This is a genomic window from Streptomyces sp. NPDC018031 (genome assembly GCF_044327625.1).
Taxonomy (GTDB): Bacteria; Actinomycetota; Actinomycetes; order Streptomycetales; family Streptomycetaceae; genus Streptomyces.
Window position 1 is genome coordinate 271,502 of record NZ_JBIRFT010000004.1, and the last position, 19,290, is coordinate 290,791.

16 protein-coding genes are annotated in these 19,290 nt (G+C 73.2%); 4 read left to right on the top strand and 12 right to left on the bottom strand.

What is annotated here, in order from left to right:
• The first annotated feature begins 1 nt into the window (after position 1).
• Together ACH4B3_RS13465 and ACH4B3_RS13470 are read left to right on the top strand one after the other, a co-directional pair.
• A complete protein-coding gene (locus ACH4B3_RS13465) occupies positions 2-2,083 on the top strand; it encodes a BTAD domain-containing putative transcriptional regulator (protein WP_398462959.1) in 2,082 nt (693 codons plus the stop codon).
• Between the two features lie 535 nt (positions 2,084-2,618).
• Positions 2,619-3,440 carry a DUF4232 domain-containing protein gene (locus ACH4B3_RS13470; RefSeq protein WP_398462960.1) on the top strand — a complete coding sequence of 274 codons (822 nt, stop codon included), beginning with the start codon at positions 2,619-2,621 and terminating at the stop codon, positions 3,438-3,440.
• Positions 3,441-3,460: 20 nt separating this feature from the next.
• On the opposite strand, the gene ACH4B3_RS13475 is transcribed toward ACH4B3_RS13470, so the two are convergent.
• The 3 genes from ACH4B3_RS13475 to ACH4B3_RS13485 all read right to left on the bottom strand — a co-directional run bounded on the left by ACH4B3_RS13475 (position 3,461) and on the right by ACH4B3_RS13485 (position 6,441).
• Positions 3,461-5,341, bottom strand: a complete 1,881-nt coding sequence (locus tag ACH4B3_RS13475) for an NHL domain-containing thioredoxin family protein (protein ID WP_398462961.1) — start codon at positions 5,339-5,341, stop codon at positions 3,461-3,463.
• A 90-nt stretch (positions 5,342-5,431) separates the two neighbouring features.
• Positions 5,432-6,130: a class I SAM-dependent methyltransferase gene (locus tag ACH4B3_RS13480; RefSeq protein ID WP_398462962.1), complete on the bottom strand. Its 699-nt coding sequence runs from the start codon at positions 6,128-6,130 to the stop codon at positions 5,432-5,434.
• 71 nt (positions 6,131-6,201) lie between these two features.
• Positions 6,202-6,441, bottom strand: a complete 240-nt coding sequence (locus ACH4B3_RS13485) for a hypothetical protein (protein ID WP_398462963.1) — start codon at positions 6,439-6,441, stop codon at positions 6,202-6,204.
• A gap of 557 nt (positions 6,442-6,998) precedes the next feature.
• Here ACH4B3_RS13485 and ACH4B3_RS13490 point away from each other — a divergent pair.
• A complete protein-coding gene (locus ACH4B3_RS13490) occupies positions 6,999-7,778 on the top strand; it encodes a helix-turn-helix domain-containing protein (protein ID WP_398462964.1) in 780 nt (259 codons plus the stop codon).
• 305 nt (positions 7,779-8,083) lie between these two features.
• Here the strand turns inward: ACH4B3_RS13490 and ACH4B3_RS13495 are convergent, their stop codons facing one another.
• The 3 genes from ACH4B3_RS13495 to ACH4B3_RS13505 all read right to left on the bottom strand — a co-directional run bounded on the left by ACH4B3_RS13495 (position 8,084) and on the right by ACH4B3_RS13505 (position 10,736).
• Entirely contained in the window at positions 8,084-9,649 is a 1,566-nt protein-coding gene (locus ACH4B3_RS13495; protein ID WP_398462965.1) for a recombinase family protein, read from the bottom strand.
• Between the two features lie 33 nt (positions 9,650-9,682).
• Positions 9,683-9,850: a hypothetical protein gene (locus tag ACH4B3_RS13500; RefSeq protein ID WP_398463179.1), complete on the bottom strand. Its 168-nt coding sequence runs from the start codon at positions 9,848-9,850 to the stop codon at positions 9,683-9,685.
• A 76-nt stretch (positions 9,851-9,926) separates the two neighbouring features.
• On the bottom strand, positions 9,927-10,736 hold the full coding sequence (locus ACH4B3_RS13505; protein ID WP_398462966.1) for a carbon-nitrogen family hydrolase: 810 nt from the start codon (positions 10,734-10,736) through the stop codon (positions 9,927-9,929).
• Positions 10,737-10,874: 138 nt separating this feature from the next.
• On the opposite strand from ACH4B3_RS13505, the gene ACH4B3_RS13510 reads away from it, so the two are divergent.
• Entirely contained in the window at positions 10,875-11,702 is an 828-nt protein-coding gene (locus ACH4B3_RS13510; protein ID WP_398462967.1) for a maleylpyruvate isomerase family mycothiol-dependent enzyme, read from the top strand.
• 115 nt (positions 11,703-11,817) lie between these two features.
• Here the strand turns inward: ACH4B3_RS13510 and ACH4B3_RS13515 are convergent, their stop codons facing one another.
• From ACH4B3_RS13515 to ACH4B3_RS13540, 6 genes are all read right to left on the bottom strand, one after another.
• A complete protein-coding gene (locus ACH4B3_RS13515) occupies positions 11,818-12,630 on the bottom strand; it encodes a metallophosphoesterase (RefSeq protein WP_398462968.1) in 813 nt (270 codons plus the stop codon).
• A 113-nt stretch (positions 12,631-12,743) separates the two neighbouring features.
• The gene (locus tag ACH4B3_RS13520) at positions 12,744-14,138 is read right to left on the bottom strand and encodes an MFS transporter (protein WP_398462969.1); all 1,395 of its coding nucleotides are present in this window, start codon (positions 14,136-14,138) and stop codon (positions 12,744-12,746) included.
• 367 nt (positions 14,139-14,505) lie between these two features.
• Entirely contained in the window at positions 14,506-15,768 is a 1,263-nt protein-coding gene (locus ACH4B3_RS13525) for a nitrate/nitrite transporter (RefSeq protein ID WP_398463168.1), read from the bottom strand.
• Between the two features lie 74 nt (positions 15,769-15,842).
• Positions 15,843-16,571, bottom strand: a complete 729-nt coding sequence (locus tag ACH4B3_RS13530; protein ID WP_398462970.1) for a GntR family transcriptional regulator — start codon at positions 16,569-16,571, stop codon at positions 15,843-15,845.
• Between the two features lie 106 nt (positions 16,572-16,677).
• The gene (locus ACH4B3_RS13535) at positions 16,678-17,511 is read right to left on the bottom strand and encodes an SDR family oxidoreductase (RefSeq protein WP_398462971.1); all 834 of its coding nucleotides are present in this window, start codon (positions 17,509-17,511) and stop codon (positions 16,678-16,680) included.
• Positions 17,512-17,797: 286 nt separating this feature from the next.
• Positions 17,798-19,270 (bottom strand): dihydrolipoamide acetyltransferase family protein, encoded by a 1,473-nt coding sequence (locus ACH4B3_RS13540; protein WP_398462972.1) that lies wholly within the window; start codon positions 19,268-19,270, stop codon positions 17,798-17,800.
• Positions 19,271-19,290 lie beyond the last annotated feature (20 nt).

Consider the following 19,290-nt stretch of genomic DNA (forward strand, 5'->3'; position numbering starts at 1 on the left):
TGTGGAGTTCTCGCTGCTGGGTCCGGTTACCGTCACCGACGAACGCGCCGAGCTGCCGCTCGGACCGCCGAAACGGCGCAGCGTGCTCGCCATGCTGCTGCTACAGCCCAACACCACGGTCTCCGTCGAACAGCTGACGGCCTCCGTATGGGAGGAAGAACCCCCCGAACACGCCCGCACGGTGATCCAGGGACATGTGTCCAAACTCCGCGCCACCCTCGCCGGCGGCGGCGCGGAACAGTACGGCGTCGAACTGACCACCCGCGGGTCGGCCTATCTGCTGCGGCTGCCCGAATCCCTGGTGGACGCCCACCGGTTCAGCGAACTCGCGGCGCTGGCCCGGCCCACGGCCGCCCCGGAACAGGCGGTCGGGCTGCTCCACGAGGCGCTGACGCTGTGGCGCGGACCGGCCCTCACCGGCACCGTGTCCTCACCGCCGCTCGCCGCCGCCGCGCACGCCCTGGAGGAGCGCCGGCTGACCGCCGTGGAATCCCTCGGCACCGCCTACGGTTCGCTGGGCGAACACGACCGGGCCGCCGCGGTCCTCGCCGCCGAGGCGGTCACCCACCCGCTGCGCGAGGGGCTGGTCGCCGCGCTGATGCTGGCGCTGTACCGGGCCGGACGCCAGTCCGACGCGCTCGACCGCTACCACCACACCCGCCGGCTGCTCGCCGACGAACTCGGCGTCGACCCCGGGGAACGGCTGCGCGCCGCCTACCAGCGCATCCTCACCGGTGCCCACGCCGGGCAGCCGGACCGGCCCGCGGCCGGACCCGGCCGGAACCGCACCGTGCCACCGCCCGGCCGCACCCCGCCCGACGCGGCACCGGCACCCGGCACGGCCGCCGGGACCCCGCCCGGCACGGTGCCGCCGCCCCGGCCCACCGGCGCGCTGCCGCCGCCCGGATCCACCGGCGCGGTGACACCGCCGCCCGCCGGGGCCGAGCCGCCCACCGGCGCACCCGGGCCGGCCGACGGAGCCTGGCCGCCCGGCGGGTCCGCCGGACCGCCCCGGGCGGCCGGCGGCCCCACCGCCCCCGGCCGCCCGGCCCCGCCCCAGCTGCTGCCCCGCCCCCCGGCCGGATTTCTCGGCCGCACCGCGGAATCGGCGCAGCTGACCCGGCTCGCGCTGCCCGGCGGAGCCGCCTCCGCGGACAGCGCCCTGGTCCTGGTCTCCGGCCCGGCCGGGGTCGGCAAGACCGCTCTCGCCGTCCGCTGGGCGCACTCCCACGCCGACGCCTTCCCCGACGGGCGGCTCTTCGCCGACCTGCGCGGCTTCAGCGGCGGCGAGGAGGCCCAACCCGGCCAGGTCCTCCGGGAGTTCCTGCTGGCGCTGGGGGTCGAGGCGGCGCGCATCCCGGAGTCCGCCGACGCCGCGGCGGCGCTGTACCGGTCCCTCGCGGCCGACCGGGCGCTGCTGGTCGTCCTCGACAACGCCCGCAGCTCCGCCCAGGTACGGCCGCTGCTGCCGGCCGGCCCGGCCTGCGCCACCCTGGTGACAAGCCGCAGCAGGCTGGACGGCCTGGTCGCCACCGACTCCGCCCGGCCGGTGCGGCTGCACGCCCTCGACACCGAGGACGGCGTGGCACTGCTCGGTGCCGTCCTCGGGCAGGACCGGGTCACCGAGGACCCGGCCGCCGCCCACGAACTGGTGGCGCTGTGCAACGGCCTGCCGCTCGCGCTGCGGGCCGCCGCCGCCCAGCTCACCGCCCGTCCCCGGTGGCGGCTGGCCCGGCTGGCGTCCGCCCTGCGCGACGAACGGAAGCGGCTGGCGCTGCTGTCGGCCGAGGACACCGGGGTGGCCGCCGCGCTGCGCGCCTCGGTGGCCCGGCTCTCCGCGGACGACGTACGGCTGCTCGCCACCCTGGGCACCAGCTTCGCCCGGGAGGTCGACGCCGGGGCGGTCGCCGAGCTCGCCGGTTCCGACCCGGACGTCACCCGGGACGCCCTGGACCGGCTCGCCGAGGTGCACCTCATCGACGAGGAGGCCACCAACCGCTACGTCATGAGCGATCTGGTGAAGCTCTTCGCCCAGGAGGGACGGGACCGCCCGGACCCGGGCCGGGACCCGGACGGCGGCTGACCCGCCCCGGCGCCGCCGCCGGCGCCGGGGCGGTGGCCCCGGTGCGGCCCGGGAACGCCGACGGGCGAGCGGGCGCCCGGCGCGCCCGGGGAGCGGCGGCCCCGGACACCGGGGCGGCGGCACGGCGCGTACCGGGCACGGCCACGGGTGACGGACGGACCGTGCCCGGGGCGGGGCCAAGGGGGGGCGTGGGGTACCCGCACGCCCCGGGAGCGGCGGCCCCGGCGCGGCCCGAACCGGACCGCGGGTGACGGACGACCGTGCCCGGGGCGGGGCCGAGGAGGCGAACGGGTACCCGCACGCCACGGGGAGCGGCGGCACCGGACCGGGCATCACGCCGGGCCCGGGCGGTGCGGCGGCGGCACCCGGACCACGTCGCCGCCGGAACGGTCGGGGGCCGGGCACCCGGTGCTCCGGCAGGGCCCCAGGCGGGTGTTAGTGGAGCGTTAGCACGGCGGCAACGGTACGGAAGCGCGCTCCGGCAGGCTCATCACCAGACCGAAGCAGACCGCCGCACCCCCGGGGGGAACCGACCATGACCGCCACCGCCACCCGCCGCACCCGCACCCTGCGGATCGCCGCCGCCGCGCTGACCGCCGCGGCCGCCCTGACCCTCACCGCCTGCGGGTCGGACAGCGGAGACGGAGTGCGCCGGAGCGGGGCCGCGGACCTCTCGGCCTCGTCCGAGAAGGCCGCGGACCCGGCCGGCGCCAAGGGCTCCGACTCCGGCCCGGCCACCGGGAAGAGCACCGGCACCGGCACCCAGGCCGCCGCCAAGGGCTCCGACTCCGGCCCGGCCACCGGGAAGAGCACCGGCACCGGCACCGAGACCGCCGCCAAGGGCTCCGACTCCGGCCCGGCCGCCGGTCAGAGCACCGGCACCGGCACCACTGAGCGGTCCGGCAGCCGCGGCGGCGACACCGTCGACGCCGACACGCCCGCCTGCACCCCGACCCAGGTGTCGCTCCGGGTCAGCGAGGTCAAGCGGCCCATCAACCACCTGCTGCTCACGATCACCAACACCTCGAAGGCCCCCTGCCACGCCTACGGTTACCCGTACCTGGGCTTCGACGACCCCCAGTCGACCATCCCGCCGGTCGAGGACAGCAAGCCGCAGGCCGTGGTCACCCTCACCCCCGGTGAGAGCGCCTACGCCGGCATCGGCTACTTCGCCGGCGACGGCTCGGGCACCAACCCGCGCGAGGTCACCCGGCTCAGCGTCAGCTTCGCCGGACCCGACCAGGACGGCAGCGTCGGCGACAGCGCCGAGCTGGCCCTGCCGCGCACCCTGACCGTCGACGACTCGGCGAGCGTCAGCTACTGGCAGCGGGACGTCGAGGACGCCATCATGTGGTAGTCCGGGACCCGGCCGGGGCCTCAGGCCCCGGCCGCCGCCTCGTCCATCCCGGCCAGCACCAGCGGCAGCCGTTCCGCGCCGCCCTCGGTGACCCGTACCGGAACGCCCCAGTCCTGCTGGTGCACATGGCAGGCCGGGTACTCGTTCGCCGGATCGTCGTCGCAGGACGCGGCCATCGCCGAGACGTGCAGCACGCCCTCGGTGACACCCTCCGCCAGGACCAGGTCACGGCTCAGGTCGGTACCCGCGCCCTCGCCCTCCGCCAGCAGCTCCGGCGGGGTAGCGCTGACCAGCAGCCGGGTGGAGGGCCCGTACCGGGTGTCGAGCTTCTGCCCGGCGGGCGCCTGGAAGACCACCTCCAGCCGGAGGGTGCCGCCGGCGATCTCGGTGGCCGCGCGCTGGGTGCGGTGGGCCACCGCGTCGACCCGCACCGCCTCCTCGGGGAGCCGCAGCCGGGTCAGCCGGTGCCGCGCGGACTCCACCACCACGATGCCGTCGTCCGCGACCACCGCGTCGGACGGCTCCCGCAGATCCGTGGCGAGGGTGCTGACCTCGCCGGTCGCCGGGTCGTAGCGGCGCAGCGCGTGGTTGTAGGTGTCGCAGACCGCGACCGACCCGTCGGGCAGCGCGGTGACCCCGAGCGGGTGCTGGAGCAGCGCCTGCTCCGCCGGCCCGTCGCGGTGGCCGAAGTCGAACAGGCCGGTGCCCACCGCGGTGCGGACCACGAAGCCGGCGTCCGCCGCGCCCGGCGCACGTTCCACCCAGCGGATGGCGGAGGTCTCGGAGTCGGCCACCCACAGCCGGTCGCCGGCGGCGGCGAGGCCGGACGGCTGGGCGAACCACGCCTGGTCGGCGGGTCCGTCGACCAGGCCCTCGTTGGTGGTGCCCGCGGCCACCCCGACGGTCCCGCGCTCCGGGTCGTAGGTCCACAGCTGGTGGACGCCCGCCATCGCGATCCACAGCCGGTCCGCGAACCAGGCCACGTCCCAGGGGGAGGAGAGGTCGATGTCCCGGGCGGGGCCGGAGGTGGGCGAGCCCTGCCACCACTGCCGTCCGGTCCCGGCGACCGTCGCCACCTCGCCGGTCCGCGGGTCGTACGTCCGCAGCGCGTGGTTGACGGTGTCGGCGACGACCACCTCGCCACCGGGCAGCAGCGCCAGGCCCTGCGGCTCGCTGAACCGGGCGCGGTCCGCCGGCCCGTCGACCAGCCCGCGCTCCCCGGTGCCGATCCGGCGGACCACCGTCTCACCGTCCGCCGCGAGTTCCACCAGCGCGTGCCGGGTGGTGTCGGAGACCAGGAAGCCGCCCGAGGGCAGCGGCAGCGCCTTGCCGGGGAAGCGCAGTTCGGTGGCGACCGGCTCCGGCGGCACGTACGGCCCGTCGCCGCGCCGCAGGGTGCCCTTCGCGGCGTGCTCGGCCTCCAGCTCCTCGACCAGCCTGGCGATGGCGTGGGCGTGGCCCTCACCGGCGTGCTGGGCGACGATGTACCCCTCCGGGTCGATGACCACCAGGGTCGGCCAGGCCCGGACCGCGTACTGCTTCCAGGTGGCCAGCTCCGGGTCGTCCAGCACCGGGTGGTGCACCTCGTAGCGCTCCACGGCGTCCACCACCGCCTGGTGGTCGGCCTCGTGCACGAACTTCGGCGAGTGCACCCCGACGATCACCACGGTGTCCCGGTGCCGCTCCTCCAGCTCCCGCAGCTCGTCCAGGACGTGCAGGCAGTTCACACAGCAGAACGTCCAAAAATCGAGGATCAATGTGCGACCTCGGAAATCGGCGAGCTTCAGGTCTTTCCCGCCGGTATTGATCCAGCCCCCCTTGCCGATCAGCTCGGGGGCACGGACACGGGCACGCTTGCGGGGCGCGGGCGCGGGGGTGGGCGCCGGGGCAGCATCGTTCATGTTTCAAGCTTGCCATTGGCCCATGAACACCGGATCACGGACGTACGACGCCGCTGCCCTGCGCAGCTACGGGATCCGCTCCACCACGGACTAGCTTCCTTGGACGCCCCGGACGAACAGGGTTCCTGTGCGCCGACTACCGGGGGGTGGGGCAAGCACGGACGCTGATACGTCCACGAAGCCGTGTTCCTTGAGAATCAGCGCCCACACATCGGGTTCGTAGTCCCACCGCTTGACGACAGCGGGGTCTTCTTCGGGCCCGCGCGGGATGTATGACGCCTGGCAGCCGTAGCACCCTTCAACCGGGGGCCGCTGGGAGAAGGCGAAGACGCCACCCGGCTTGAGGTTCGCGTGAACCAAAGGCAGCAGTAGACCGGGGTCGGTGAACCAGGCAGCGCCGAAGACGCTGTAGACCGCATCGAAGATCGTGTACGTGTCTCCGAGGTAGGTGAGCGCGTCGGCCTGGTGGAGTTCCATCTCGTTCACGCCCGGCCACCGCTCGCGTGCCTTGTCGAGCTGCTTGGCGGAGAGGTCGATCCCGATGGACTTCATGCCGAGCGTTGCGAGGTGAGCAGCGTTTCCTCCAGACCCGCACCCGAGGTCGAGTGCGCTGTCTCCCGGATTGAGCTTGAGCACGTCGACCCGGGGGCCGTGGTCCGGGTACTGGGTCCAGTTGAACCACGTGGTCTCGCCCTTGGCGTTAGTCTTCCGCCGCTGGGTCTTGCTCTGCGAGTAGGTGTCCCATGCGGTGCTGCGAGCGTCAGTCACTACCTGTCCGTTCTCGTTCACGGCGACAGCCGCCCGGCACGATACCGGGCGGCTGAAGCTCTCGTGGGTCAGTCGCTCCGCTTGAGTCGGAGCTACTTGGCGACGGGGCTGTCGGAGCAGCCCGCGTAGCTCTGGGTGCAGTCGGCTGCGCTGTTGATCGGCCAGAACTCCGGGTCCACGTCGAAGCCGGCCGATCGGATCATCTCGGCCGTCCGACGCATCGCGGCCCGGCCCTCGGCCGGGTTGTGGCCGTATGTGCGGTCGGGGGCGTGGTGGATGAACCCGCCGCCGAGCGCGTCGCAGACCCTGGCGTAGTCCTTGGTGTGGAGCACGAGTGCGTGCCCAGAACAGGTCCACGCGAAGGCTGGGCGTGGCCCTCTCCGTGGTGTTCGCGGCGACGGCGAGGAAGGCCGCCACCTGGTTGACGCCGCGCTGGCCCTGGTCGTCGGTCATCTCCGGCCAGGAGTCCTCGCGGACCATGGTGATGAGGTCGGCCCTCAGCTCCGGGGTGATGAGGTCGTACACGGTCTTCGTCGTGTCGGTGATCGTCACGTCTGTGCCTTCCTGGTCTGTGAGGAACGTCGGCGGCACTTGCAGGGGGGCCAGGCGGCGGAGGCCATGGGGGTCAACGGCTTCTCGGCGCTGCTGCTGGGGTAGATCACCTCAGAGCCGAACGTCTGGCCGGAGTCGCGAGACACCCGCACGATCATGGTCATCGTTGGCCTTCCGCTTGCCGGGTCCGGTTGGTGAAGCGATGTTCCCGCCGCCGGTCGGTCGGAACGACGACGCTTCGGGCGTCGCCTGGGCGTCACTCAGTGGGGTGTCAATAACGCCCTCCAGGGCGTCAAACCGGTGTCATTGCATGGCTGTTCGGTCTAGCTTTGACGTCATGACGACGACCGCCGTGGTACCGAATGATGTGCTGCGGGCCGTGCGTATCGGCCTGCGCTTAAGCCAAGACGACTTTGCCAAGGCGCTCCGCCGGGCAGGTGCGGAACTGGGGGAGCCGAACGAGGCTTCCAAGCGGCTGGTGCAGCGCTGGGAGTCCGGCACGAGCAAGACGCCTCGGGGCGTGTACGCCAGGGCCTTAGAACGGGTCACTGGGCGTCCGGTCGAGGCACTGGGGTTCGCCCTGCCGGTGCCGATGGCACGAGTCCGCTCAGACGGAAAGGGAGGGCATGACATGGAGACCGGCACAACCGGTGTCGCGTCTGCCTCTGTAGGCGCGCAGCCCACCGCGCAGACGGGTGAGGAGACGTTTTCGGGAGTGTGGCTCAGCCGCTATGAGTTCTTCTCTTCGAGCCGGGGCGACTCGTACGAGGGTAAGCACTACGTAGTGATCGTCCAGCATGGGAACCGGCTGACCGTTCAGAGTCTGCCTGGGGCGAGCAGCAACCCGGACAGCCCGCTCACGCTGGATCTGACCGTTGATCGCAACGTGGTCACGGGTACGTGGGTCGAGCAGACTGCCGCAGACGGCTACTACAACGGGGCCCGCTACCACGGGGCCATCCAACTCCTGGTCGAGCCGACCGGGCGGCGTATGGCCGGGAAGTGGGTCGGCTTCGGCAAGGACTTCGACGTGAATACCGGCCCCTGGGAACTGCGGCTGGTGGACCGGTCCACGAGCAAGGCGACGCTGGAGAGGTACAGCCAGCCGCCGGAGTGACATCCGACGGGGCACCTGATGGGCCGAAGACCCCACGGGTGGGGCCTTCGGCGGGATTTGCAGGGCGTTAACTGTGCCGCTCTCGCGCCTTCGGCAATCGATATGCGCTGGTCAGAGCCACGGTGGGCCCGAAAAACGGAGTCACACCCAGCGTGGAGCTGGGGCCGGGGTCGGGATGGCGACCACGGCGCAACTTCGCACCGACGCTCGGGCCGCCCCAGTGACGAAGTGACGGAATGACGTTTAGTTCTATTCCATCCATAGAGACTCAGAACATCTCTTAAAGAGGTAATGGACTTCGACCGTCATTCCGTCACTTCGTCACCCGCTGACTCCTCCCCAGCACCGCCTCTCGTCGCCCAGACGATCCGGCAGCGCTCGTCGCCGTCGAACCTCACACCCACCCTGCCTCGCCGGACTTCCACTCGATCGATTGCGAGGCCCAGGCGTTCACGCCTTCCGGCAGTATCGTCGGCTTCCCAAGCTTCACGCAGCAGGCCCGCGTCCAGGAGAGGAGAGATGTCCACGGAAGGGGTCGGCATCCGCATTAGGTCCGCGCGCAGCCCCTCGATCCGGGTACGAAGTCGTCCGGCGAGCCGGTTGTACCGGTCGATCGCGTCTGCGCCGGTGAACTCGCCACGGACGTACCTGGCCTCCTCCAGGTCCGCCAGACGAGCCCCTTCGTCCGCGATCTCCGTCTCGATCGCGTCCCGCTTCGCGAAAACCTCCGGGTCCTCCCTCTGCACCCAGCGATCGGCGATCACGGCGAGCAGCGGGTCCTGGGGCTCCAGGGACGGCAGGCGTGAGAGGAATGCCCGGGTCACGTAGTCGTCGATGCTCTCCACCCGAGCCGATACGCCTGAGCATCCTCGCCCCATCCGGTGGCTGGAGCACTGGTACGACGTGCCGGCCTTGCTCATCCGGGCCCCGCAGAGCCCGCAACGCGCTATCCCGGTGAGCAGTGACTTCCCTTGCTTGTGACCGTGCCGCTTCCCCGCCAGAGGGAACGTGCGCGCTTCGAGCTGGCGGAGGATGAGTTCGCGCTCCCCGACCGTGATGATCCCCTCACCGATACCCACAGTCTCCAGCGTCTCCGGGTCCCGGTAGGGAGAGACCCGGTTCATGTACTTGCGTGTCCCGTCCGGCTGCTCCTCGTACTCGGTCTGCGGCATGAGACCGGCGAAGGCCGGTGAGCGAAGGAGCTGCATGACGCTGGACGAGTTCCACTCGCCGCCACGAACAGACTCCACCCCATGCTCGTTCAGCAGCCGGGCGATGTGGACGAGGGCCTTCCCGGACAGCGCCTCGTCGGCGATCAGGCGTGCGTAGACGGCGGTCTCGGGGTCGTGGACGAGCTTCTTCGTTTCCGGGTCCACCAGCAGCCCGTAAGGCGGCTGTCCACCGATCCACTGGCCCCGCTGGCGTAGGTACCGCTTGGCGTTGCCGACGCGCATCCCAAGGTTGCGGGACTCGTTCCGCGCCAGTTCCGCCAGCATCGCGATGGTGACCCGGGCGCTGTCGTTCTTCGTGTCGAGGCCATCCATGACGGAGACCAGCCGTCCGCCGACCCGGCCTATGTCGTCCAGCGCCTTGCCGACCTCGCCGATGCCTTTGCGGGACAGGCGGTCGAGCTTCCAGACGATCAGAACGCCCACGACGCCGGCCGTGGCTGCTGTGATCGCCGCATCGAATCCCTTGCGGCTGACGTTCTTGTAACCGGAACGGCCACGGTCGATGTGGACCTTGCGGACGGTCAGTCCGTTGCGCTCCGCCCACGCCCGGCAGTCGGCTTCCTGGCGGTCGATCGCGGTCTTGCCCTCCCGGTCCAGGGACAGGCGCAAGTACAGGTCAGCAGTGGTGTGTTGGTGCACGTCCCCACGCTAGCGAGAAGTGCGCACATTGGTTCAGGAAATCCAGAAGTCGAGAACGGCGATCTTGCCTCGCAGGTCGGCGAGGGTCAGCTCGTTGCCTCCGGTGTTCAGCCAGCCACCCTTGCCGATCAGCTCGGGGGCACGGACACGGGCACGGCGGGGCGCGGGCGCGGGGGTGGGCGCCGGAGCGGCATCGTTCATGGTTCAAGAGTGCCATTGCCGGTGCCGGTGGCGGGTCCCGCCATGGCGGTGCGCCGCGCCGCCCGGTGCCGGTGCGTCAGCGGCGCGGTGCGGGCAGCCCGAGCACCCGGTCGCGCAACGCCGGGAACGCCTCGCGGGTGCCGGCCACCTTCGCCACGTCCAGTTCCACGGTGAGCACCTGCTCGTCCGGGCCCGCCTCGGCGAGCACCTCGCCCCAGGGGTCGACGACGATGCTGTGGCCGGCCTGCTCCACCCCCGCGTGGCTGCCCGCGGTGCCGCAGGCCAGCACGTAGCACTGGTTCTCCACGGCGCGGGCGCGGGCCAGCAGCGTCCAGTGCTCGCGGCGCCGGGCCGGCCAGCCCGCGGGGATCACCAGCAGGTGCGCGCCGGCGTCCACCAGCAGCCGGAACATCTCCGGGAAGCGCAGGTCGTAACAGGTGGCCAGGCCGATGGTGGCGTCCGGCAGGTCCGCGGTGACGATCTCCTCGCCCGCGCTCATCAGCACCGCCTCGCCCTCGTCGAAGCCGAAGCGGTGGATCTTGCGGTAGTCGCGGACGAGTTCCCCGGACGGGGCGAACAGCAGCGAGGTGTTGTACAGCGCCCCGTCCGGCGCCCCGGCGGCCGGGGCCCGCTCGACGATGGAGCCCGCGTGCAGCCACACCCCCGCGTCCCGCGCCGCCGCCGACATGGCCCGGGCCGTCGGGCCGTCCAGCGGCTCGGCTCCGGCGGCGAAGGACTGGTAGGCGAAGGCCCCCACGGTCCACAGCTCGGGGAGCACCACCAGGTCCGCGCCGGCCTGTTCCCGTACGAGTGCGGCCGACCTCACCCGGCGGTTTTCCACCGGCTCGTCCGGGTCCACACCGATCTGGATCAGGGAGGCGCGCACAGTACCACCGCTCTCAGGTATCGAGCCGTCCATCGGGGCCTACGATCAGAGGCGAAAGCACTGCCGGGTCGCCCTCGCGCAGCGTAACTTAAACGCCTGAGAGCACCCAGCCCGCGTACCAACCGCCCGAGGGGTCCCGTGACCGTCCATCCCAGCCTTCAGACCTCCATCGACGCCTGGACGCACTCCGTCGAGGCGATACAAGCGTTGGTGAACCCGCTCGTGGAGGGCGAGTGGAACCGGGCGACCGAGTGCCCGGGATGGTCGGTGCGTGACCTGGTCTCCCATGTCATCGGCCTGGACACCGAGATGCTGGGCGACCCGCGCCCGATACACGCCCTGCCGCGCGACCTGTTCCACGTCAAGGACGAGCTGTCGCGCTACATGGAGGTCCAGGTCGACGTGCGCCGGTGCCACACCGCGCCGGAGATGACCGCCGAACTGGAGTACCTCGTCATCCGCCGCTCCCGGCAGCTGCGGAACGAGAAGCGCGACCCGGAGACGATGGTGCGCGGGCCGCTGGCGGGCAAGGAGGTCACGCTGGAGCAGTGCCTCCGGATGCGCGCGTTCGACGTGTGGGTGCACGAGCAGGACCTGCGCCGGGCTCTGGGCAAGCCGGGCAACCTCGACTCGCCGGGCGCCCACATCGCCCGCGACACGCTCCTGTCCCGGCTGCCGGTCGTGGTCGCCAAGCGGGCGGGCGCGCCGGCCGGCTCCGCGGTCGTGTTCGACGTGAACGGGCCGCTGGAGTTCATGCGTACGGTGCGGGTGGACAAGGACGGCAAGGGCACCATCGACGGCAGCGTCTCGCTGGGCCCGGCCGTCACCATCAGCACGGACTGGGAGACCTACCTGCGGCTGGCGGCCGGCCGGGTGCGCCCGGACGCGGTGGCCGAGCGGGTGAAGAGGGAAGGCGACCAGGAGCTCGCCGACGCGATCCTGCGGAACTTCCCCGTCACGCCGTGACCCCGGTGGCGCCGGTCCCCCGGCGCGCCTGACCGCCGGCCGCCGGGCCCGGACCGCGGCGCCGCCGCCCGGGGACGTCCGGCCCCGCCGGGAACCCCGGCCACCCGCCGCCGGATCACGGGACGGTGCGGAAGTGCGTGGTCAGCCGCAGGTCGTCGTGGAGCACGTGGAACGCGATCACCGGCGGCAGTTCGTAGTCGACCGGGTCGTCGCCCTCCCACGGCAGGGTGACGGTGGAGACCACACCCGGCGCGACCAGCAGCGGCAGACCGGCGAAGGTCGTGGCGGCGCCGGTGTGCGCGTGCCCGCACAGCACGGCCACCACCTGCTCATGCCGGGACAGCACCTCCGCGAGCCGCTCCTCGCCGTGCTGCCGGATCTCGTCGACGTACGGGGTGTGCAGGTCCACCGGCGGGTGGTGGAAGGCGACGAAGGCGGGCGCGTCCGACGGGGACTGGGCGAGCCGGCGGTCCAGCCAGGCCAGTGTCGTATCGCCGAGGAAGCCGTCGTGGCGGCCCGGGATCGTCGAGTCGCACATCAGGAAGGTCACCTCGGCGGCCGGCCGGCCCGGTGCGGTGCCGGCGGCGCGCCAGGGCAGCCGGTGGATCCGGTCCACCGGTGCCCCGGGGTCCGCGGCCCGCTCGGTGTCGCCCCGGTCGCGCAGCAACTCCCGGTAGGCGGGCCGCACGTCGTGGTTGCCGGGGCAGAGCAGCACCGGGTGCCGGGAGCCGAGTATCCCGGCCGCCGCCCGGTACTCCTCCGGCGTGCCGTGGTCGGCGATGTCACCGGTGACCAGCACCGCGTCGAGGGAGCCCGGCAGTTCGTCGAGGTAGGTCATCACCCGGCGGGCCCGGCGCGCCGCGCGGGCGCCGCCGTCCTGCCGGTCCTGTCCGAGGTGAAGGTCGCTGACGTGGGCGAAGACGAACACGGGAAGTCCTTGGGATCGAGACGGGAAGGCGTCGAACCGGGTACCGGGCCCATGCTGCGGGAGCGCGGCGGACCGGGTCTCGGGCCAATGACCACCCGGTGGCCCCCAGTTGATCAACTGCCGGGCGGCAGCGGCTCGTCCGCCGTCCGCGGGCGGCCGGCCCCGCGGGCCGCGCCCGGTCGCGGGTCGCGGGCGGGGACGGCCCGCCGGACGACGAGGGCGGCGGCCAGGCACATGGCGCCGGCGACCGCCATTCCGGACGCCGGGCCCAGCGCCGCCATCACGCCGGTGGCGGCGGCCAGCGTGAACGTCTCCAGGCTCATCCGCGCCGTGCTGAACAGGGCGGCCCCCGCCCCGCCGCGCCGGGCGGGCACATACTTCAGCGCCTGCCCGTCCGGGACGCCCTCGGTCAGCCCGAGGCACACCCCGATGACCCCGGCGGCGACGAGCAGGGCCGCGGGACGGTCGGTCAGTTGCAGGACGACGGCGGTGACGGCGCAGGCGGACAGGGCCGTCAGCACCAGTCGCCGGGCCAGCCGGCGGGCCAGCCGGGCGGCGAGCAGCGGGAGCACCGTGGACGGCGCGGTCAGCAGGGCGAGCGTCACCGCCGCCTCGCCCGCGCCCATGTGGTGGGCGGCGCCGAGCCGGGGGAGCACGGCCAGCCCGACCACCAGCATCCCCATGAACGCGCCGGTCGACACGGCGTACGCCCGGTAGGCGGGTATCCGCAGCAGGTCCACCGGGATCGCCGGGTCGGGCGCGCGCCGCTCCACGCGGACCAGGCGGACGGCGCCGGCCGCCGCGAGCAGGATGAGCCCGCCCGGTCCCCACCACGGGACGCCCGCCCCGAAGCCCATCCCGAGCGCGGTCACCACGGCGGCGACGATCGCCCCGAACAGCAGGGCGCCCGCCAGGTCGAAGTCGGCGGACCGGCCGGGGCTGCGCAGGCCCGGCAGCCCGAGCGTGGCCAGGGCCGCGACGGCGGCGACGGCCGCCGGGGCGAGGAACACCAGGGACCACCCGCCGACGGCCATCAGGGCCTGGGCGACGACCGGGCCCAACGCCAGGCTGCTGCCCAGCACGGCACCGGTGTAGCCGTACACCCGGGGCCGCTCCTCCGGCGGGTACACGGCGAGCAGCATCGACGATCCGCCGGCCGCGCACATCGCCGCCCCGACGCCCGCGACGACCCGCAGTGCCACCAGGGACACCAGGTCCGGAGCGAGGGCGGACAGCACCCCGGTGGCCGCGACGAGGAGGTTGCCGGCGGCGAAGAAGCGGGTGCGGGCGAGCCGGTCCGCGGTCGCCCCGGCCAGCAGCAGGGCCGCGGCGAACAGCCCGTTGTACCCGAGGACGATCCACGGGCCCAGCACGTCCGGGCCGGGCAGCCGGGCGGTCACGTCGGGGACGGCCGCCGTCGCGCCGGTGATGGCGAGGGGGAAGACCGCGTCGGAGGCGAGGGCGGCCCACAGGACACGCCGGCGTTGACGAAGGGACAAGGTGAACATGGGTGTGCTCCGGAGCAAGGGGGATCCGAGCACCACGAAGGCGCTCCTGGCCACAGGTCAGGAGCGACGGCGAGAACGGGGGTGTTGCGCCGTCGCTCTCAGCGACGGCGCACCTTGTCTGTTTCCGGCACGAGCACACGCTAGCAAGCCGGTTCGGGCCGGGTCACGCGGTATTTCCCGGGCCCGTCGGGCGCTACGGACCCGGCCGGTCAGGCGGTCGGCCAGGCGGTCATGCGGCCAGGCGGTCATGCGGCCAGGCGGGCGGGAAGCCAGGCGGGCACGGCAGGCAGCGGTGGCACGGCGAGCGGCGGGCCGCCGGGGGCCGCCGTGGCCGCCGGGGCCGTGATGGCCGCCGGGGCCGTGGTGGCTAGGCCGGGACGTGCACCGCCTCCACCCGGCTGGCCACCACCCGCTCCTGTTCCAGCCGGTGCGCCCGCCCGCGCAGCCGGAGGATCTGGGTCAGCCCCAGCGCCTGGAGGACGAAGACCGAGGAGAACGCGATCCGGTAGTCGCCGCCCGTCGCGTCGAGCAGCACCCCCACCGCGAGCAGCGTCGTCATCGACGCGGTGAAGCCGCCCATGTTGACGATCCCGGAGGCGGTGCCGAGCCGCTCGGGCGGGTTGGCCGGCCGGGCGAAATCGAAGCCGATCATGGAGGCCGGGCCGCAGATCCCCAGCACCACGCAGAGCAGGATCAGCAGCCAGCCGGGGGCGTGGTCGCCCGGCCAGGCCAGCACCGCCGCCCACAGCACCGCGGTGGCCGCGACCGTGCCGAGGGCCAGCGGGCCGCGGGCGGCGTGGTGGCGGGCGATGATCTGCCCGAAGACCAGGCCGGTGGCCATGTTGGAGAGCACGATCAGGGTGAGCAGTTCGCTGGCCTCACCGCGGCTCAGGCCCTGTGCCTCCACCAGGAAGGGCATCCCCCACAGCAGCAGGAAGACCATCGCCGGGAACTGGGTGGTGAAGTGCACCCACATGCCCAGCCGGGTGCCGGGCTCCCGCCAGGTGGCGGCGATCTGCCGTCCCACGTACCCCTTGCCGGAGCCGGGCCTGCCGGGGCCGGCGGCCGGGGCCGGTTCGTACCCCTCGGGGTGGTCCTTGAGGAACAGCAGCGCCAGTACCAGCATCAGGACCCCGCCGAGCGCGCTGCCCGCGAAGGTCGGGGTCCAGCCGAAGCGGTGCAGCAACTGGGCGAGCACCAGCGTGGATATGAGGTTGCCGGCCATTCCGAAGAGCGCGGCGACCTGGGCGATCAGCGGTCCCCGGCGGGCCGGGAACCAGCGCGAGCCCAGCCGCAGCACGCTGATGAAGGTCATCGCGTCGCCGCAGCCCAGCAGGGCCCGGGAGGCGAGCGCGGTGGCGTAGGACTCGGACAGCGCGAAGCCGAACTGCCCGCTGGTGTACAGCACCACGCCCAGGGTGAGCACCTTGCGGGTGCCGAGCCGGTCCACCAGCAGGCCGACGGGTATCTGCATGCCCGCGTAGACCAGCAGCTGGAGGATGGAGAACGAGGAGAGCGCGGAGGCGTTGATGTCGAAGCGCTCGGCGGCGTCCAGGCCCGCCACGCCGAGGCTGGTGCGGTAGGTGATGACGACGAAGTAGATGGCGACGCCGAGTCCCCAGACCGCCATCGCCCGGCGGCCGCCGGGAGGGTCGCCGGGCAGCGCGGGTCCGCCGTTCCCGGTGCGCGACGAGTCGGTGACGCTCACCGCTCCTCGCCCCGCGCCAGGTTCTTCACCCAGCTGACGTGCCGGTGCACCACGGCGGCGGCGCCGTCGGCGTCACCGCTGCGCAGCGCGTCGAGGATCTCGGTGTGCTCGGCGATGTTCTTGGCGATCCGGTCGGGGTGGGCGTGCATCACGGCGACGCCCATCCGCAGCTGGCGGTCGCGCAACTGGTCGTAGAGGCGGGCGAGGATGGCGTTGCCCGCATGGCGCACGATCTCGGCGTGGAAGCAGCGGTCGCTCACCGCCACGGCCGCCAGGTCCCCGGTGTCCGCGTGCCGTCTCTGCTCCGCCAGCAGTTCCTCCAGGCGCTCGATCAGCGCCCCCGGCGCGGGCACGGCCTTGCGCGCGGCGTACTCCTCCACCAGCAGCCGGGTCTCCACCACGTCGGCGATCTCCTGCGCGGAGACCGGCAGCACCAGGGCGCCCTTCTTCGGGTAGAGCTTGATCAGCCCTTCCGCCTCCAGCCGCAGCAGCGCCTCCCGCACCGGGGTCCGGGAGACCCCGACGGCCTCGGCCAGGTCGCCTTCGGTGAGCAGTGTGCCGCCCTCGTAGCGCCGCTCCAGCACGGCCTGCTTCACGTGGGCGAAGACCCGTTCGGCGGCGGGCGGTTGCTTGCCGGGCGCCGGCTGTCCGGCGGTCGGCGCCGGCCCGGTGACGGTTCTGCGGGCGGCCTCGGGGACGGCGACGGGAGCGGACGGCGAAGGCATGCACGCATCATAGATACAACAGGTATACGTCGACAGGGTCGTCCGCGATGCGGGACGGGGAGCCGTCCGGAGCGGGGCCGGGGCCCGCTCCGGACGGCCGGAGGGGTCAGCGGAAGGCGGCGGCGTGCTCCTGGGCCCACTCCCGGAAGGTCCGGGCCGGCGCCCCGGTGAGCTGTGCGACCTCGTCGCGTACCGTCAGGATCGCCTCGTTGACGTCCCCGCCGGTCAGGTCGAGCACCGCGGCGGCGACCTCGTCCCCCAGGAACGCCGCCATCTCCCGGTGGGCCTGCGCCCGGTCCGTCTCCTCGAAGGAGATCGCCCGGCCACGGGCCTCGGCGATGGCCGCCACCTGCTCCCGGGGGCTGATCCGCGCCGGTCCGGTCAGCGTGTGGGTCCGGCCCCGGTGGCCGGGCTCGGTCAGGGCCACCCGGGCCACCGCCGCGATGTCCGCCGGATGGATCGCGGGGAGTCCGACGTCTCCGTACGGGGCGCGGACCAGGTCGTGTTCCCGTATCGACTCCGCCCACCACAGGGTGTTCGAGGCGAACTGGGACGGGCGCAGTACGGTCCACGCCATGCCGCTGTCCCGGAGCGCCAGTTCCAGCGCGTGGTTCTGGGCCGCGGGGGGCAGATGCGGGTGGGTCTCGACGGTGATCGACGAGACCAGCACCACGTGCTCCACGCCCGCTTCCTGGGCCGCCGTGAGAACGTCCGCCTCGCCGCCGGACCCCGGCACCAGGAACAGTGAACGCGCCCCGTCCAGCGCGGCCTTGAGCGTCGCGGGGCGGCCGAGGTCTCCCCCGACGGCCGTCACCCCTTCGGGGAACGCCGCCCGGGAGGGGTCCCGGGTCAGCCCTCGCACCGGCCCGGCGCCGTGCGCCCGCAGTTCGCGCAGCAGCGCGCCACCGATGTTCCCCGTCGCACCGGTCACCAGGATCATTGCCGTGCTCTCCCGTCGTCGCCGTTTCCGTGGACGACAGGAACGCTAGGACTTCAACTCGACTTCAGGTCAAGGTCGTCGGGGCGCGGCCGACCCGGTACGCCGTCCGCGGTCAGCCGGTCGACCACCTGCCGGCCGCCCGGCCGGCGCCTTTCAGCCGGCCGCCCGGTCGGCGCCTTTCAGCCGGCCGCGAGCTTCCCCGGCCGTGGCCCCCGGTGGCGGCCGCGCCGGGCCGCGGCGGGCGGGAAGCGTGCGCTCCCCGCCCGTCGCGACCGGCACCCGGTGGTCAGCTCCAGGTGATGAGCTTCTTCGGGTTCTCCAGGACCGCCGCGATGTCGGCCAGCACCTTGGACCCCAGTTCCCCGTCGACCAGGCGGTGGTCGAAGGAGAGGGCGAGGGTGGTCACCTGGCGCGGCTTCACCTTGCCCTTGTGGACCCACGGCTGGAGCTTGATCGCGCCGAAGGCGAGGATCGCGGACTCGCCGGGGTTCAGGATCGGGGTACCGGTGTCGACGCCGAAGACGCCGACGTTGGTGATGGTGACCGTGCCGCCGGACATGTCCGCCGGGCTGGTCTTGCCCTCGCGGGCGGTGGCGACCAGGTCGGACAGCGCCCGGGACAGCTCGGGCAGCGTCTTGGCGCCCGCGTCCTTGATGTTGGGGACGATCAGCCCCCGCGGGGTCGCGGCCGCGATGCCCAGGTTGACGTAGTCCTTGTAGACGATCTCCTGGTTGGCCTCGCCCCAGGACGCGTTGACGTCCGGGTTGCGGCGGATGGCGATCAGCAGGGCCTTGGCCACCAGCAGCAGCGGGTTGACCCGCAGCCCCGCCATGTCCGGGTCCTGCTTCAGGTCCTGGACCAGCTTCATCGTCCGGGTGACGTCGACGGTGATGAACTCCGTGACGTGCGGAGCGGTGAAGGCGCTGTTCACCATCGCCTGGGCGGTGGCCTTGCGTACGCCCTTGACCGGGACCCGGCGCTCGCGGTCGCCGACGGCCACGGCGGCCGGTGCGGCTTCCGCCACGGCGGGCGCGGGGACCGCCGCCGGAGCCGGGGTGGCCGGTGCGGGCGCCGCCGCCGCGTGGACGTCCTCGCGGGTGATGGTGCCGTCCGGGCCGGTCGGGGTGACCGTGGCCAGGTCGATGCCGAGGTCCTTGGCCAGCTTGCGGACCGGCGGCTTGGCCAGCGGACGGGCGCCGGCCGGGGCCGCGAAGGCGGTGCCGGGGGCCGGGGCGGGGGCCGTGGTTTCACGTGAAACCGGGACCGGGGCGGTGCCGTGGCCGTTCAGCTCACCCTGTATCGCCGCCGCGACGCCGCTCGGCGCGGCCTTGCCGGGCTGCGGCTTGCGCGGCCGGCGCTTGGTGGAGGACGGGGCGGCACCGTAGCCCACCAGGACCGCCTGGCGGCCCTGCGGCTCCTCCGGCTCCGGCTCCTCGGCGGGAGCGGCCGGGGCCGGGGCGGCCTCGGCGGCCGGGGCGGCGGCGGGCGCGTCGCCCGCGTCCGGCTGGGTGTCCACCGAGATGATGACGGTGCCGACGTCCACCGTCACGCCCTCACCGAAGCGCAGCTCGTGCACCACGCCGTCGAACGGGATCGGCAGCTCGACCGCGGCCTTGGCGGTCTCCACCTCACAGACGATCTGGCCGTCGGTCACCGTGTCGCCCGGCGCCACGTACCACTTGAGGATCTCGGCCTCGGTGAGTCCCTCGCCCACGTCGGGCATCTTGAACTCGCGGAAGCGCTGGTCGGTTGTAGCCATGTTCACGACTCTCCTCAAGC

Bases quoted from the DNA above. Each gene is read 5' to 3' on its own strand.
- ACH4B3_RS13470 (WP_398462960.1), top strand. From the start codon at position 2,619: ATGACCGCCACCGCCACCCGCCGCACCCGCACCCTGCGGATCGCCGCC.
- ACH4B3_RS13475 (WP_398462961.1), bottom strand. From the start codon at position 5,341: ATGAACGATGCTGCCCCGGCGCCCACCCCCGCGCCCGCGCCCCGCAAG.
- ACH4B3_RS13490 (WP_398462964.1), top strand. From the start codon at position 6,999: ATGACGACGACCGCCGTGGTACCGAATGATGTGCTGCGGGCCGTGCGT.
- ACH4B3_RS13500 (WP_398463179.1), bottom strand. From the start codon at position 9,850: ATGAACGATGCCGCTCCGGCGCCCACCCCCGCGCCCGCGCCCCGCCGT.
- ACH4B3_RS13520 (WP_398462969.1), bottom strand. From the start codon at position 14,138: ATGTTCACCTTGTCCCTTCGTCAACGCCGGCGTGTCCTGTGGGCCGCC.
- ACH4B3_RS13525 (WP_398463168.1), bottom strand. From the start codon at position 15,768: ATGGCGGTCTGGGGACTCGGCGTCGCCATCTACTTCGTCGTCATCACC.
- ACH4B3_RS13530 (WP_398462970.1), bottom strand. From the start codon at position 16,571: ATGCCTTCGCCGTCCGCTCCCGTCGCCGTCCCCGAGGCCGCCCGCAGA.
- ACH4B3_RS13535 (WP_398462971.1), bottom strand. From the start codon at position 17,511: ATGATCCTGGTGACCGGTGCGACGGGGAACATCGGTGGCGCGCTGCTG.
- ACH4B3_RS13540 (WP_398462972.1), bottom strand. From the start codon at position 19,270: ATGGCTACAACCGACCAGCGCTTCCGCGAGTTCAAGATGCCCGACGTG.